Raw genomic sequence first — 15796 nt, forward strand, 5'->3', positions numbered from 1 at the left:
CTTCTTCTTAGTTCTTAAGTTTACCCAATCTATTTTCTATCATACCGGCGATATCGTCATCACCATTATAATTGTTCTGCAGGCTGGTGAGATACTGACGAGCCTGGAAGTCGTCACCCTGGCGGATGTAGATGTCAGCCAGCAGGATGAATCCGCGAGCCAGCCAGTACTGGTGAGGCGTGCCGTTCTCGATGAAGTTCATCAACACTTTTTCCGCCTCCTTGTCATTGTCGGTGTCGTAGTATAATTGTGCCAGCAGGTATTTGGCTTCGGCGCCGTGTACCGTACGTGTATCCTTGCTCAGTTCTTTCAGGTCGGCCAATGCCTTGTTCCCCTGTTTCTGGTCGATGTAGGCTTTGGCACGGACGTAGCGGGCTTCCGCTTCGAGTTCGGGCGAGAGCTTCGGTTCTTTCAGCAGTTCGTCCGCTGCCAGGAGCGCGTCTTTCTGCTGTCCGGTCTGCAAAGCGCAACGCATGATACCTAAACGGGCGGCCTGTTTGTTTTCGGGGCTTTCGGCTACGACCTGCAAGCGCTTGAAGCTTTCCAGTGCTGCCGGGTAATCCTTGCCCAAGTATTCGATTTCGGCGGTGCGGGCAACCGATTCTTCCAGGAATTTGGTGTCGCCGCTTGCGATAACCGATTTGAAGCGCTGGATTGCCTCGTCGAACTCTTTCTTGGCGAAGGCGATACTTCCCAAATAGAAGTTGGCATTCGAACTGAATGCACCTTCGGGGAATGTCTGCAAGTAGTTGACTAAGCTGCGGCGTGCGCCGTCGTTATCGCCACGCATAAAGAGCTTTTCGGCAGCGATGTAGGTCAGCGAATCCTGTTCGCTCACTTCCAGGCGGATATTGCCGCCCAAGGAGTTTACGTAGTTAGCGTATGCGTTGATATCGTTGAGGTCGATGTAGACCGATTTCAAATCCTGCAAAGCGACCTTCGCTTCTTCGCTGCCCGGATAGTTGCTGATGACGTTCTTGTAGGCTGCGAGCGCCTTCTCCGGCTGGTTGTCATTGTAGTAAAGCAAACCGAGCTGGATGCCTGCCTTACGCGCCAGACTGCTCTGTGGAAATTCTCGGATCAGCTTCTCGAAGGCTTGTGCGGCGGAAGAGCTGTTTTCCAGCAGCACGTAAGAACGTCCCTTCTCAAACAGGGCGTCGTCTACGTATTGCGATTCGGGATATTCGGTGATCAGGCGGTCCATGGCGCTGATCTTGCCTCTGTAGTCTTTCTGCAAGCCGAGCAAGAATCCTTTCTGGTAAATGGAGTAGTCGCCGGCGGAAGGAGACAGCTGGGCGGCACGCGAATAGTTCTCTTCGGCCAGGCTGAACTGGCGGTTCTGGTAGAGACAGTCGCCAATACGGTTATAGGCGTCGGCCAACGAGGCTGCCTGCTGGTTGCTTTCCAGGTCGACATACTGGCGGAAGCGGTTCAGGGCGGCGCTGTAGTCTCTCAGCTTGAAATAGCTGTAACCTAAGTTATAATAGGCCAGTGCGTACATATCCGTATTGCGCTGGCGTGTATTGTTCAGGTAGGTCCGGTAGTCGGAGATCGCATTTTCATATTCTCCCATGCGGTAGTACGATTCGCCGCGCCAGAAGTAGGCGTCGTTGCGGGCCTCCATATTGTAGGAACCGAGTGTGATCGCCTGGCTGAAGAGGCTGACGGCGTCGTCCAACTTGACGTTGGTGAAGGCCTGTGTCCCGAGCTGGAAGAGGATGTCTTGTTTGGCTTCCAGTATCTTGGTGCTCGGATGCTTGATCTTGTTGATCGACTTCAAGGCCGCTTCGTAGTTCTTGGTCGTCAGGTAGACTTCGACTAAGTAATCGTTCACCTTGTCGGCATATTTCGAATTGGGGAAGTCGTTCAGGAAATCTTCGAAGATCGTCACCGACTCGCCGAATCCGGTAAAGGCCGTTTCGTGGATCAGCAGTGCATAGTTGTACATCGCCACTTCCTTTATCTGCTTGTCGAACGATGAGGTGGCGGCTGCCTCGAATGCCATACGGGCGTTGTTCTTGTCGCCTAACTTCAGGTAAGACTGTCCGAGGTAGAGGTAAGCGTTTTGCGTCAGCTCGTCGTTCTGGCGGACTGTCCGGCTCAGGGCGTTGACGGCGCTGCTGTAGTTACCTTTATTATAATAGCAGACACCCAGGATATAGAGGTCGCTGCGGAGCGGGTTTTCCGTTGTGGAAACATATTTGCTCAACATCTGGATCGCCTTGCTCTGGTCGCCTAAGTGGTAATACGAATCACCAATGATGCGGTACATCTCGCTATTGTTCTTGCTGTCGGGGTAGAGGGAGAGAAGTTCTTCGCCTTCTTTCACCACCTTGTCATATTTTCCCTGGATGAAATAGATTTGTGCGATGTAGTACTGCGACTGTTCGCGGAACTTCGGGCTTTCCTTCAGGCGGGAAAACTCGATAAGGCGTTGTTGTACTTGCCCATTGCGTAGTCGATATAGGCGACATAGTAGGTCGATGCCTCTTTGTATGTATCGCCGATCTGCTCGATGCGGGCAAAGTAGCCGCGCGCTTTTTCCATCTCGCCGGTCTGCAACAGCGAGTAAGCCAGACGGAAGGAATAGGCTTCCTGTTGTTCGGGACTCAAGACGTCGATGTTGGCTTCGTTGAACCAGAAGATTGCTTTCTCGTATTCTCCTCGTTCAAAATGGATGGACCCGATCATATAATCAATCTCATTGCTGTGACGGGAAGCCGGATATTCTTCGAGGTAGTCTTTCAGAAGCTCGTCTGCGTTGGGACGTCCCTGCTCGTAGGCGGCGTAAACCAGCATATAGTCAGCCTCCTGAATCAGGTCTGCGTCGGTGGAGTGCTGTTTATAAGCCTCCAGCTTGTCGATGCAACCGGCATAATTTTTTAAACTAAACAACTCTTTCCCTTCTACAAATAGGCGGTCCGGTGCATCAAACTGGTATGACCGTTGCCCATGCGCAACATGACTCCCCACAACTATGCACAGTGGAATAAGTATTCTTTTCATCACTCCTTAGCTTTTATAATACAGATATATATAAATATAACGGTATCCGTTAGTTCTAAGTTGCAAATATAAGAAATATATTACTTTATATAGCGGCCTACCGCTTTTTTGATGGACTGCAGGCCGAAATCGTCCGGATTCAGTTGGCTGGCGGGGAGGATTACTATTTCGGCGGCATCGTCTTCCGCCTTAGCTCCGTCGAAGGATTCGGTGAGGCATTCGAAGAACATATCGACCGTGTGGACGTCAAAGCCGCAATAGGGGTAGATGTTGGGAATGGAGAAAAGGTAGCGGCAATCGGTCAGATCCAGCCCTGTTTCTTCCTTTACTTCCCGGTGGGCGGCCTCTTCGGCCGATTCGTGCATGTCAACAAAACCGCCGGGCAGGTCGAGCGTCCCCTTGGCCGGTTCTTTGGCGCGGCGGACAAGCAATAACTCTCCCTCCGGATTCCGGATGAAGCAGGCAACAGCAGAGGATGGATTAAAATAGTAGACGAATCCGCATGTGGTGCATTGTTTGGCTTTTTCGTTGCGTTCCACAAATGTTTTGGCTCCGCATTTCGGACAGTACGCAAATTGGTGTAAAGGATGCATGGCAGTTGACAATTAAAAATTGACAATTGACAATTAGTAGATGGCACGTTCAGATCGGCTGAAAGCCGTTCCTTAATTGTCCATTGTTAATTGTCAATTGTCAATTAAATTTATTTTACTTCCCAACCCAGTGCGCTTGCGCCCAATACGGCTGCATCGCTTTCTTTCAATTGAGAGAATAACAGTTTTGTCTTACCTTCGAACACTTTCAGCATGTTCTTTTCCATCGAGCGTTTGATCGGGTTCATGATCAGATCGCCGGATTTAGTCAGACCACCGAAGAGAATGATCGCTTCAGGACTTGAGAAAGCAACGAAATCAGCGAATGCTTCACCCAGGATGTTTCCTGTAAATTCGAAGATTTCCAGCGCTAACTTGTCGTTTTTCATTGCTGCATCATATACGTCTTTGGATGTGATTTCGTCCGGGTCCAGTTCGCGAAGCAAGCTGTCGTCCTTACGGATTTCCAGAAATTCGCGTGCTGTACGGGCAACACCTGTTGCAGAAGCGTATGCCTCTAAACAGCCCTGACGACCGCAACCGCAAGGACGTCCGTTGTTACGGCGCATGATCACGTGACCCAACTCACCTGCAAATCCGTCATGTCCGTAAACCAGGTTACCGCCGATTACGATACCGCTGCCGACACCTGTACCCAAAGTGATCACGATAAAGTCTTTCATACCACGTGCTGCGCCATAAGTCATTTCACCGATAGCAGCCGCATTCGCATCGTTTGTCAATGCAACGGGTATTCCGTCCAACTTTTCGCTGATCAGCTGAGCCAAAGGAATTTTACCCTTCCAGGGAAGGTTCGGGGCAAATTCGATACAGCCGTTGAAGAAGTTCCCGTTAGGAGCACCAACGCCTACACCTTTTATTTTATCCGGGCCGCCAGCCTGGTCGATCACTAATTTCAGACCTGTTGCCAGATCGCTAACATACTCGTCAACATCGGTATATTTACCAGTCTTGATTGATCCACTGTACAAGATTGAACCTCTTGCATCTACTACGCCAAAAACAGTATTGGTACCACCTATATCGATACCTACTACATAAGGCTTCTCCATGATTTTATATTTTAGATTAATAATGCTTTTTCTGGAAAGCAAATATAAGAGGAATCTGGTAAGGAGCAATGATTTTATTCAAAAAAAACCGAAATAGGCGTGAATATGTTACCTAATATGTTATTTAGCAGGTAAAATCTCAATCCAGTAATCGTCCGGGTCGTTGATGAAATACAAGCCCATCTCCGTGTTCTCGAAGCATATATATCCGAGCTCGCGGTGATATTCGCGCACCTCGTCATAATTGCCTGCCACGCGGAAACAAAGATGGCTTTCGTTATCGCCTAACTCGTAGGCTTCTTTTTTGTCACGCAGCCAAGTCAGTTCCAGCAGGAAGCCGGTTTCGTTGTCTGTGAGGTAAACCAGGATGAACGAACCGTCTGCCGCTCCTTGCGGTGATGTTCTTTCAGTCCGAGCGCCTTGTTGTAAAACGCAATACTCTTGTCCAGATCGAGGACATTAATATTAAAATGATCAAATCTACTCTTTATCTCCATAGACTCTTATTGGTGTTATTTTTTAATTCTTAATTCTTCATTTTTAATTCTCAAACCTCCGTTCCTTCTCCCGGCACGGAAATCAGTGCATACCGGCATCCGCGCGATTCGGCATAAGGGCCGAAAGCCTCTACTTCGGCCGGGCGTTCCCAGAAATGCATCGGGACAAAGATATTAGTTTTGATGCGATCTACGAACTGTTGTGCGCCGCGCATGAAATCCGTTCCGATACGCGGATCGACCGGGAACATGGCGACATCCAGTTTGTCGGTCGCTTTCGCCAGGTCGTCCAGCTCTTTCAGGTAGTTCTTTTCCGCTTCCGCCACTTCTTCGGAAGTCGATTCGTCTTTCCAGTGCCAGTTGTTCAGGTCGCCGGCATGGAAAAGGCGTTTACTTTCGGCATCGATCAGAAAAGAGATGCCGGAGTCTGTCGATCCGAATGCCTCGATTCGCAAGTTCTCGTCTTGATAAGACTCTCCTTTCTTCAGGTAAAGGGCGTCATCCTTCCCCGCCCGGCGTCTTTTCAGGATATCTTTCGAGAAGATATAGACGATGTCTTTTTTATATGTTTTCCACTCCAACACTTCCGGGTTGAAATGGTCGGGATGGAAATGAGACGCTAATATATATAATGTTCCCGCGCGATTAAGCAACTTCTCGTGTACGAATCCTTTGTCAGGTGACTTTCCCGTATCCTTGAAATAATCGATCAGGATGGCAAAGCCGTCCGCCTCGATCGCAAAACCACTGTGATAGATATATGTCAGTCTCATTTCTACATTCCTTTCTTTTTATAAACAAAACACGGAAGGCTGTATTCTTGTTGTACAAAGATAAAATTCTTCTTTTCGATATGAAAGGAAATTAATAGTTAAGAATGTTTGTTTTTTCAAAATAAAAACAAGATATTTGGCGCATCATTCGCCTATTGGATGACAACAACCTAAAACCATATAACTATGGCAACATTTATCAATCCTTTTGTAGATAGGGGCTTCAAGCATCTTTTCGGACAAGAAGACAGTAAAGAACTCCTTATCGACCTGTTGAACGGCCTGTTCGAAGGTGAACGGTTAATCACGGAATTATCTTTTTTGAATGTAGAAATGCCGGCGGAAAGTACGGACGGTCGTGCGGCAGTTTTTGACTTGAAATGTAAAGACAAGGATGGACGTATTTTTATTGTCGAAGTACAAAATGCTCCCCAAACTTATTTTTATGAACGAGGATTATACTATCTTTGTCGTATTATCAGTGGTCAGGACCGACGTGGAAATGATTGGAGGTTTGAACTTTATCCGGTATATGGTATTTTCCTGCTGAATTTTAAATCCGGAAAAACGGATAAAGTGCGTACCGATATCGTATTGGCAGATCGTGAAACAGGAAAACAAATGAGTGAAACGATGCGCCAGATCTATTTGGAGATGCCTTTCTTTAATAAAGAAGAGGCTGAATGTAAAACGAGTTTAGATTATTGGCTTTATACATTAAAGTATATGGAGAAGTTGGAAACATTACCATTCAAAGGCCAGAAGCAGCTATTTGAAAAATTGGAAAGGTTAGCGAAAATAGTCAACCTGAACAAGAAGGAACGTATGGAATATGAAGAGAGCCTTAAAATATATCGGGATAATCAGGGCGTATTAGATTATGCAATAGAGAAAGGATATATGGAAGGGGTAGAAAAAGGTATAAAAGAAGGTATAGAAAAGGGGATTAAAGAAGGTATCGAAAAAGGTATCGAAAAAGGTATCGAAAAGGGTATCGAAAAGGGCATGGCAAAAGGAATCGAAAAAGGTATGCGTCTTGCTGCGACCCAAATGAAAGCACAAGGTTTAGATGTGGCAACTATCATGAGCGTTACCGGCTTGGATGCTGCAACAATAGATTCTTTATAGAAGAAATATTAAAAAAGCGCCTGTTCGGATTGTTGACAGGCGCTTTTATGTTATTACTGATATACGAAGAGCTCTGGAGAAGTCTTGAATATTATAATATTATCTCCAACCGCTCCATCATCACCCCTGTCTTCCGGCGTGCATCGGCCACATCCAGTCCGCGGGCCAGCAGCACGGCCATACGGCGGTGTCCGTGGACTTCCGGTTTGCCGAAGAAACGCATTTGTGTGTCCGGTTGTTCCAGGACTTTATCCAGATTACCTAATGAAAGCTGTTTGCTGTCCCCTTCGACCACTACGGCACGCGAAGCACCGGCTCCGTGGAATGCGATGTTAGGTATCGGCAAGCCCAATACCGCGCGGGCATGCAGGGCGAATTGCGAAAGATCCTGCGTGATCATCGTGACCATGCCCGTGTCGTGCGGACGGGGAGATACTTCGCTGAAGATCACCTCTTCGCCTTTTACAAACAACTCGACACCGAAGATGCCACGTCCGCCGAGCGCTTCCGTTATCTTGCCCGCAATCTCGCGCGCTTTTTCTTTTGCAACAGGCTCATGGCCTGGGGCTGCCAGGATTCGCGATAGTCGCCGTCGACCTGCACGTGTCCGACCGGTTCCAGGAACGAGGTGCCGCCGATATGGCGAACCGTCAACTGGGTGATTTCGTAATCGAAATTCACGAATCCTTCCACGATGACTTTGCCGGCGCCGGCGCGTCCGCCCTCCTGCGCATAATGCCAGGCGCGGTCGATATCTTCTTCTTTGCGGATGACGCTCTGCCCGTGGCCGCTTGAGCTCATGATCGGTTTAACGACACAAGGCATTCCGATTGTTTTTACAGCTTCTATGAACTCCTTTTCCGTTTCGGCAAAACGGTAAGGCGAAGTCGGCAGGCCCAATTCTTCCGCTGCCAGGCGGCGGATGCCTTCGCGGTTCATCGTCAGCCAGGTGGCGCGGGCGGTCGGGATGACGTGGAATCCTTCTTTTTCCAGTTCCATCAACGTCTGTGTCGCGATCGCCTCCACTTCTGGAACGATATAATCGGGCTTTTCTTTTTCTACGATTTCGCGCAATGCTTCTCCGTCCAGCATCGATACGACGTATGAACGGTGTGCAACCTGCATCGCCGGAGCGTCCGGATATTTGTCCAACGCAATCACTTCCACGCCGTAACGCTGCAACTCGATTACAAACTCTTTTCCTAATTCGCCGGAACCGCAAAGCAAAACTTTGGTTGCGGTGGCCGATTTTGGTGTCCCTATTGTTACCATATTATATTAATGTTATATATTTTCTTTCGTTTGGGGATGCAAAGGTACGTTAATCTTGGCAATAGAATGAAATGAACCGGTAAAAAGTATTGCCGGATGGCTGGATAAAAATGGATGGCCAAAGTTGGCTGTTAGGGTGAAATGGTGTATTTTCGTCACCTGCAAACAAGTAAATACGGAATTATGGAATACATAAATATAGACTCTTCAAAACATACCCTCTATAGCTTATTCAAGGACCTTTATTCGATTAGCTTCCCCATTTTCGAGCAGAGAACGGAAATGCAACAGGAAAAGGCTTTCGCTTCTACCCGTTATCATTTGACCGGATATGAAGAAAACGATGTCTTTATCGGGTTTATCTCTTATTGGGAGTTTGACGGATCTGTTTATATCGAGCATTTTGCCGTTAACCGGGAATTGAGAGGCGCGGGATACGGAAGCGCCATCTTGCGTGATTTCATCCGGTCGACGGAAAAGATCGTCCTGTTGGAAATAGATCCGGTCGTCGATGAGGTTTCGGAAGCGCGCTTGAGGTTCTATAAAAGATGCGGTTTCCATGAAAATCCCTATCCGCACACTCATCCTCCTTATCGCGACGGCTATCATGCACATCCTTTAGTCATCCTTACCACCCAACGGGCGATAACGGAAAAGGAGTACCAGACCTTCTATAAGGAACTGACTGATATTGTGATGGATAAGAAACAGCAGGAAAATGGATAGAAAAGATAGAGCGTATGAATGTTGAAGAATTTAGAGAATATTGCCTCTCATTGAAAGGCGTATATGAGAAAATGCCCTTCCCGAATGTGGCGGATAAGTATAGCCGGGATGTCCTGTGTTTTTATGTGGGAAGTAAATGGTTCTGTTTTGTAAATATCGAAGTGTTTGACTTTTGCTGTATCAAATGCAATCCTGACGAGTCGGGAGAGTTACAGGCCCGGTATTCCGGCATAACTCCCGGTTGGCATATGAATAAGAAATATTGGATTAGCGTTTATTTCAATCAGGATGTTTCGGACAACAAGATCAAAGAACTTGTAAAAGACTCATATGATATTGTCTTTCAGTCTCTCTCCAAAAAAGAAAAAGAAGCATTCTTGATATAATGTATAGGGAGATGTTTTTGCCGATGTAGGAGATAATTAGGAAGGATGAGCATCCTAAATTAGTTCACCTCCCACTTAATCCTTGTCCGACCCGGGTCAAACAGTTGTTCGACACTCGTCAGACAGCTGTCCGACCTCCGTCAAACAGCTGTTCGACCCGGGTCGAACAAGGATTGGATGGGAGGCGGCCGGAATTAGGTGCCGGGACAATCGGAATTACAAGGCAGTTGGCTGGTTTTTCTACGGCAGGCCGCCGGTCTGATGTAGGAAGTCCGCTTCTCCCGGCCTTGCATCGGGTTGTTAATATATTGTAATAATCAGTACTATGTGATACAAGGTATTTTGTTAGGGCCTATATTTGTGGCAATAAATAACAAAATAGTTTCCTTTTTGTGTAACGATTTTTCAAAATGTTCGTCTAATAGATAAAAGCAACTACAAATATCATGATTCATCTGGAAGGAATTAACAAAACGTATTTCAATGGTGCACCGCTGCACGTCTTGAAAGGCATAGACTTGGATATAGAAAAGGGAGAGATGGTCTCTATTATGGGAGCATCAGGATCGGGAAAATCCACCTTGCTGAATATTTTGGGAATACTGGATACATACGATACGGGAACTTACACCTTAAACGGGCAGTTGATCCGCAATCTGAGCGAAACCCGTGCGGCAGAGCTGCGTAACCGGATGATCGGTTTCATCTTCCAGTCCTTTAATCTGATCTCATTCAAGAATGCGATGGAGAATGTCGCTCTGCCCTTGTATTATCAGGGAATAAACCGCAAGAAGAGAAACGCGATGGCGATGGAATATCTGGATATGGTCGGCCTGAAAGACTGGGCGGAACATATGCCGAGCGAAATGTCCGGCGGACAGAAACAGCGTGTCGCCATAGCCCGCGCCCTGATTGCCAAACCACAGGTGATCCTGGCGGACGAACCGACCGGAGCGCTCGACAGTAAGACGACAGTCGAGGTGATGGAACTTCTCCGTAATGTAAACGAGGAAGGGATGACGATGGTAATCGTCACGCACGAACAGTCCGTGGCAGATGCCACAGACCGTATTATCCGTGTGAAAGACGGCCTGATAGAAACAATCGAAAAAGGACGGGGCCATGTTTGATTTTGATAACTTCCGCGAGATATGGAGCACGATCAAAAAGAATAAGCTCCGTACGTTCCTGACCGGTTTTTCGGTGGCATGGGGCATCTTTATGCTGATTGTCCTGTTGGGCGCCGGAAACGGGATGAAGAATGGGATCATGTCTAACTTCCGTAATCTCAGTATGAACCGGGTAGAGACATGGCCGCGCTACACAAGCAAACCCTATCAGGGAATGCAGACGAACCGGCGGATCGAATATAAAGATGAAGACCTGATCGCCATACCGCGTGAAAATCCTGAAGTGGATTTGATTACGGCAAATATCAGCCGGGGCGATACGCTTTCGTATGGCGAAGAATATAATGCTTACTCCCTGAACGGTGTACATCCGTCAAAGGCTATCATTGACAATATCAAGATGACGGTTGGCAACGGGCGTTTTATCAATGATATAGACGTGCGGGAAAAGAGGAAGGTGATCGTCCTTAGTCCCCGTATGAAAGAGGTGCTCTTTAAAGGAGCTGACCCGTTAGGCAAATATGTGAATGCCGGAAGTGTCGCTTACCAGGTGATAGGCGTCTATAAAGCGGAGGACAATGATAACAACGCTCCGGCCTATATCCCTTTCAGTACGGCTCAGACTTTATACAATGCCGGATACGGGCTGGATGACATCATCTTTACCATTAACGGTATTTCCACGCAAGAAGAATACGACGCTTTTGAGAAACGGTTCCGCCAGCAGATGGGGCTGCGCCATAAGTTCGATCCGGAAGACCGGAGGGCGATCGGTATGTGGAGCACACTCGAAGACTTTATGATGCTGAACGGCATGTTGAACGGTATCGCCCTTTTTATCTGGGTGATCGGTATCGGGACGCTGACGGCCGGAATCGTAGGCGTGAGCAATATCATGCTGATAACGGTGCGTGAACGGACAAGGGAGTTCGGTATCCGGAAAGCGATAGGGGCGACTCCCTTTTCGATCCTGAAACTGATCATTGTCGAGTCGATCCTGATTACGGCGGTATTCGGCTATTTGGGGATGGTGCTGGGAATCGGACTGACGGAAGGTATCAATGCCGTTATGGAAATGATGAATGCCGGAAAGAATGTTTCGCAGGATGATATGAGTATCTTCCTGAACCCGACGGTAAACCTGAGCGTGGCCTTGTCCGCTACGGCTCTGATTGTAGGCGCCGGAGTGCTGGCAGGCTATTTCCCGGCACGTAAAGCAGTCAAGATTACGGCTATCGAGGCGATGCGAGAGGAATAATTCATAATTCAAAATTCATAATTCAATATTATGTTCATGTTTGATATAGATCGTTGGGTGGAGATATGGGTGACGATAACCCGTAATAAGACCCGTAGCATACTGACCGGTTTCGGCGTGTTCTGGGGAATCCTGATGTTAGTGATTCTGTTGGGCTCCGGTAACGCGTTTAAGAACGGGGTCATGAAGAATGTAGATGGTTTCTCGACCAACTCGGCTTTCTTCTTCTCGGAACGGACCGGTGAACCCTATAAAGGATATAAGAAAGGCCGCTACTGGCAGATGCGTAACCGCGATTTGGAGACGATACGCCAGCGGGTGAAAGGTGTTCGCTATCTCTCGCCGATGATTATGCAGTGGGGCGGACAGAATAATGTCGTAAGAGGACAGAAAGCCGGTACGTACAACGTGCGTGGCGTCTATTCTGAATATTTCAATATCGAGACGCAGCATATCCTGGCGGGACGCCTGCTGAATGAAATAGACATGATCGAGCGGCGTAAAGTGTGCCTGATCGGCAGTATCGTGAGGGAAGTCCTCTTTGCTCCCGATGAAGATCCGATCGGACAATATATACGGGTGAACGGCATTTATTACCAGGTGGCCGGCGTGATCAAGCCGAAGCCCCGCGCACAGATCGGCGGACGTACGGAGGAGAGTGTGATGCTCCCGTTCAAGACGCTCCAGCAGGCTTCCAACCAAGGCGATAAGTTCTGGTTCCTGTGTGCGACGGCCGACGATGGTTATCCCTGCGACAAGATGGTGGAAGACATAAAAACTGTCTTGCGTTCGCAGAACGAGATTTCGCCGACGGACGAGCATGCAATCAGCAGTTTCACCATTGCCAAGCAGTTCGAGACGTTCGACCTCTTGTTTACCGGCATTAATATCCTGGTCTGGCTGGTCGGTATCGGAACTTTGCTGGCGGGTATTATCGGTGTCAGCAATATTATGATGGTGACTGTCCGGGAGCGGACACGCGAGATTGGCGTACGACGTGCTCTCGGGGCGAAGCCGTTCGATATTATTTCGCAGATCATGAGTGAGAGTCTGCTCTTGACTTCGCTTGCCGGACTGATCGGATTGAGTCTCGGGACTTTTTTGCTCGATGTGGTGAACAATGCTTTGATGAGTGGCGGAAGCGATTCGTCGAACGGCACGTTTTTCTCCAATCCGGAGATTCGTATCGGGACAGCGGTGGCGGCTACGGTTATCCTGTTGTTCAGCGGCTTGCTGGCGGGGCTGATCCCTGCCTGGAGGGCAATGCAGATCAAGGCTATCGATGCAATCAGAGAAGAATAAAAGCAATTAAAAATTGAAAATAAGATATCATTATGAAGAATCGTATCGTAAAAAAAAATCCTGCGGATCATATTCCTGGTACTTGTAGGAGCAGCAGTTATCGGCACTTTCTACTTCTTATGGAAGAAAGCACAGCCCGTCATTACCGTCTACGAAGTGGTAACCCCTTCCCGGGACACGATTGAGACGAAAACAGTGGCAACCGGAAAAGTGGAACCCCGCGATGAAGTGCTTATCAAGCCGCAGATGTCGGGTATCATTTCCGAATTGCTGAAAGAAGCCGGACAGATGGTGAAAGAGGGAGAGATCATCGCACGTATCAAGGTGATTCCCGAAATGGTCCAGTTGAACAGTGCCGAATCGCGCGTACGGGTTGCCAAGATCAGCCTCGACCAGATCAGTGCCACTTTCAAGCGTGACGAAGAACTGCATAAACAAGGGGTTATCTCCAAAGAAGACTACGAAACCTCCTTTGCCAACTATAAGAAGGCGCAGGAAGAGGCCGAGAATGCACAGGACGCTCTTGAAATTATCCGTGAAGGTATCTCTAAGCGGTCGACTGCCTCCAGTACGACACAGGTGCGCTCAACGATTACCGGTATGATTCTGGATGTGCCTATCAAGGTCGGTAACTCGGTGATCCAGTCCAATACCTTCAACGATGGTACGACAATCGCCACGGTAGCCGATATGAACAATATGATCTTTAAAGGAAAAGTGGACGAGACGGAAGTAGGCCGTATCAACGAAGGTATGCCGATCAAACTGACTGTCGGCGCCATGGAAAGCCGTACGTTCGACGCCATGCTGGAATATGTGGCACCGAAAGGCGTGGAAGAGAACGGTGCCGTGTTGTTCGAGGTGAAAGCCGCCGTGCAGATACCGGCTGATGCCTTTATCCGTGCCGGCTACAGTGCGAATGCCGAGATCGTGTTGAAGCGTGCGGAGAATGTTTTATCCGTGCCGGAAAGCTGCGTCGAGTTTAGCGGCGATTCCACCTTTGTCCAGGTCGTGACACAGGAAAAGCCGGAGCAGAAGTTTGAAAAGCGTGCCGTACAAGTAGGCTTGTCCGATGGTATCAGGATTGAGATCAAGGATGGCATAACCGAGAGTGATAAGATTCGCGGTGCGATAGCCGATCCGGCAAAGAGATAAAAACGGATACTACCGATTATAAATATGAAAGCAATGAGAAATCAATTGATAATAGCAACAGCTTTACTCTTCTCGGGTTCTTTTGCCTGGGCGCAGGAACCGGCCAAACAATGGTCTTTGGAAGAGTGCATCCGCTATGCGATCGAACATAACATCGATCTGAAGCAGCGGCAACAGGAGCAGGCAAGCCGTGAAGTGGAACTGAACACAAGCAAGTTCAGCTGGTTGCCCGACCTGAATGCCAACGTCGGACAGAACTTCGACTTCGGCCGTTCCCCGTCCAAAACCGGCGTCATTGTGGACCAGAACTCAGCCAATACTTCGGCTTCCATTTCGTTGAGCATGCCGATCTTCGACGGTATGAGAATCCCGAACGATATCGCCGCCCGCCGGCTGGACCTGAAAGCGGCTGTCGAGACGTTGAACAAGGCAAAAGAGGACCTCTCGATCAATATCGCATCCTATTATTTACAGGTATTATATAATAAGGAAGTACAACGGATCGCCGAGTTGCAGGTCGCGCTGAGCAGCGAGCAGGTGACGAGGACCGAAGCCTTGGTGAAAAACGGCAAAGTGCCCCTTTCCCAGTTGTATGATATGAAAGCGCAGTTGGCGAAAGATGAAGTTTCCCTGACGGAAGCCAATAACAATGTCAAGTTAGCTTTGCTCGACCTGACGCAGAGTCTGGAGCTGGAACGCGACGGCGAGAACTTCGATATCGTCGTTCCCGAAACCGGGGATGCCGTTGAAGAGTATATGAGCAGTATCCTGCCTCCGGATAATATCTACGATCATGCCGTCTCTTTCAAGCCGCAGATCAAGGAGCAGGAATACCTGCTGGAAAGCCAGAAGAAGATGTTGAAAGTGGCGCAGGCCGGTTATTATCCGAAGTTGAATTTCGGAGCCAGCTACAGCAACGGATACTACCATTATTCAGGTGACGGAGATTATGATAATATCGCATTCAGCGACCAGTTGAAGAATAACGGGCGTAAGACAGTCGGTTTCAGCCTGAGCATCCCGCTCTTCAACCGCTTCCAGGTCCGCAACAGCGTCCGTTCCGCCCGTATCAATATCCGCAACCGCGAGTTGATGATGGAGAATACGAAGAAAGCCTTATATAAGGAGATCCAGCAGGCCTACTATAACGCAACGGCCTCCCAGGAGAAATATATCGCATCCGACAAATCGGTCATTGCCAGCAAGGAAGCTTTCTCGTATGCCGAAGACCGCTATGCCGCCGGCAAGAGCACCGTCTTCGAATATAGCGAAGCCAAGACGAAGTATGCGCAGAGTTTGTCCGAACAGGCACAAGCCAAGTACAACTTCATCTTCCGTGCCAAGATCCTGGACTTTTATAACGGTACACCAATAACACTATAACATTATTTAGGTTAGACACATTAGACACATTTGTTGATTGTTTGTTTAAAGGGAGGTCTCCGGGATGGAAACCTCCCTTTTTGTTCTTATATTTGTCCGGTAGATTATGGGCTT

General features: G+C 48.3%; 11 protein-coding genes and 3 pseudogenes. 8 read left to right on the forward strand and 6 right to left on the reverse strand.

Annotated features, from left to right (window positions below; translation table 11 throughout):
• Positions 1 to 7: 7 nt before the first annotated feature.
• From DW083_RS04215 to DW083_RS04235, 5 genes and pseudogenes are all read right to left on the reverse strand, one after another.
• Positions 8 to 3006 (reverse strand): annotated as a pseudogene (locus DW083_RS04215) (tetratricopeptide repeat protein).
• Positions 3007 to 3086: 80 nt separating this feature from the next.
• A complete protein-coding gene (locus DW083_RS04220) occupies positions 3087 to 3599 on the reverse strand; it encodes an NUDIX domain-containing protein (RefSeq protein WP_122331548.1) in 513 nt (170 codons plus the stop codon).
• Between the two features lie 110 nt (positions 3600 to 3709).
• Positions 3710 to 4672 carry an ROK family protein gene (locus DW083_RS04225; protein WP_115499359.1) on the reverse strand — a complete coding sequence of 321 codons (963 nt, stop codon included), beginning with the start codon at positions 4670 to 4672 and terminating at the stop codon, positions 3710 to 3712.
• Between the two features lie 120 nt (positions 4673 to 4792).
• Positions 4793 to 5169: pseudogene (locus DW083_RS04230) on the reverse strand (VOC family protein).
• Between the two features lie 50 nt (positions 5170 to 5219).
• The gene (locus DW083_RS04235) at positions 5220 to 5942 is read right to left on the reverse strand and encodes an MBL fold metallo-hydrolase (protein WP_122331549.1); all 723 of its coding nucleotides are present in this window, start codon (positions 5940 to 5942) and stop codon (positions 5220 to 5222) included.
• A gap of 186 nt (positions 5943 to 6128) precedes the next feature.
• On the opposite strand from DW083_RS04235, the gene DW083_RS04240 reads away from it, so the two are divergent.
• Positions 6129 to 7070: an Rpn family recombination-promoting nuclease/putative transposase gene (locus DW083_RS04240; protein ID WP_122331550.1), complete on the forward strand. Its 942-nt coding sequence runs from the start codon at positions 6129 to 6131 to the stop codon at positions 7068 to 7070.
• Between the two features lie 91 nt (positions 7071 to 7161).
• On the opposite strand, the pseudogene purT reads toward DW083_RS04240, so the two are convergent.
• Positions 7162 to 8342: pseudogene (gene purT / locus DW083_RS04245) on the reverse strand (formate-dependent phosphoribosylglycinamide formyltransferase).
• A gap of 183 nt (positions 8343 to 8525) precedes the next feature.
• Between purT and DW083_RS04250 the strand changes: the two are divergent.
• The 7 genes from DW083_RS04250 to DW083_RS04280 all read left to right on the forward strand — a co-directional run bounded on the left by DW083_RS04250 (position 8526) and on the right by DW083_RS04280 (position 15682).
• The gene (locus DW083_RS04250) at positions 8526 to 9068 is read left to right on the forward strand and encodes a GNAT family N-acetyltransferase (protein WP_122331590.1); all 543 of its coding nucleotides are present in this window, start codon (positions 8526 to 8528) and stop codon (positions 9066 to 9068) included.
• A 14-nt stretch (positions 9069 to 9082) separates the two neighbouring features.
• On the forward strand, positions 9083 to 9454 hold the full coding sequence (locus DW083_RS04255) for an MmcQ/YjbR family DNA-binding protein (RefSeq protein ID WP_115499354.1): 372 nt from the start codon (positions 9083 to 9085) through the stop codon (positions 9452 to 9454).
• A gap of 446 nt (positions 9455 to 9900) precedes the next feature.
• Complete coding sequence (locus DW083_RS04260) at positions 9901 to 10584, forward strand: ABC transporter ATP-binding protein (protein ID WP_115499353.1); 684 nt, start codon at positions 9901 to 9903, stop codon at positions 10582 to 10584.
• The gene (locus DW083_RS04265) at positions 10577 to 11842 is read left to right on the forward strand and encodes an ABC transporter permease (RefSeq protein WP_122331551.1); all 1266 of its coding nucleotides are present in this window, start codon (positions 10577 to 10579) and stop codon (positions 11840 to 11842) included. The genes DW083_RS04260 and DW083_RS04265 overlap by 8 nt, the downstream gene beginning before the upstream one ends.
• Before the next feature lie 36 nt (positions 11843 to 11878).
• Positions 11879 to 13144 carry an ABC transporter permease gene (locus DW083_RS04270; RefSeq protein ID WP_115499394.1) on the forward strand — a complete coding sequence of 422 codons (1266 nt, stop codon included), beginning with the start codon at positions 11879 to 11881 and terminating at the stop codon, positions 13142 to 13144.
• 57 nt (positions 13145 to 13201) lie between these two features.
• Positions 13202 to 14299 carry an efflux RND transporter periplasmic adaptor subunit gene (locus DW083_RS04275; RefSeq protein ID WP_199659142.1) on the forward strand — a complete coding sequence of 366 codons (1098 nt, stop codon included), beginning with the start codon at positions 13202 to 13204 and terminating at the stop codon, positions 14297 to 14299.
• Positions 14300 to 14332: 33 nt separating this feature from the next.
• Complete coding sequence (locus tag DW083_RS04280) at positions 14333 to 15682, forward strand: TolC family protein (protein WP_122331591.1); 1350 nt, start codon at positions 14333 to 14335, stop codon at positions 15680 to 15682.
• Positions 15683 to 15796 lie beyond the last annotated feature (114 nt).

The sequence above is a fragment of the Parabacteroides sp. AF48-14 genome (genome assembly GCF_003477465.1).
GTDB classification, from domain to species: domain Bacteria; phylum Bacteroidota; class Bacteroidia; order Bacteroidales; family Tannerellaceae; genus Parabacteroides; species Parabacteroides acidifaciens.

Coding starts and splice junctions, on each gene's coding strand:
- DW083_RS04220 (WP_122331548.1), bottom strand. CDS start 3,599: ATGCATCCTTTACACCAATTTGCGTACTGTCCGAAATGCGGAGCCAAA.
- DW083_RS04270 (WP_115499394.1), top strand. CDS start 11,879: ATGTTTGATATAGATCGTTGGGTGGAGATATGGGTGACGATAACCCGT.
- DW083_RS04250 (WP_122331590.1), top strand. CDS start 8,526: ATGGAATACATAAATATAGACTCTTCAAAACATACCCTCTATAGCTTA.
- DW083_RS04240 (WP_122331550.1), top strand. CDS start 6,129: ATGGCAACATTTATCAATCCTTTTGTAGATAGGGGCTTCAAGCATCTT.
- DW083_RS04235 (WP_122331549.1), bottom strand. CDS start 5,942: ATGAGACTGACATATATCTATCACAGTGGTTTTGCGATCGAGGCGGAC.
- DW083_RS04265 (WP_122331551.1), top strand. CDS start 10,577: ATGTTTGATTTTGATAACTTCCGCGAGATATGGAGCACGATCAAAAAG.
- DW083_RS04225 (WP_115499359.1), bottom strand. CDS start 4,672: ATGGAGAAGCCTTATGTAGTAGGTATCGATATAGGTGGTACCAATACT.
- DW083_RS04255 (WP_115499354.1), top strand. CDS start 9,083: ATGAATGTTGAAGAATTTAGAGAATATTGCCTCTCATTGAAAGGCGTA.
- DW083_RS04280 (WP_122331591.1), top strand. CDS start 14,333: ATGAGAAATCAATTGATAATAGCAACAGCTTTACTCTTCTCGGGTTCT.
- DW083_RS04260 (WP_115499353.1), top strand. CDS start 9,901: ATGATTCATCTGGAAGGAATTAACAAAACGTATTTCAATGGTGCACCG.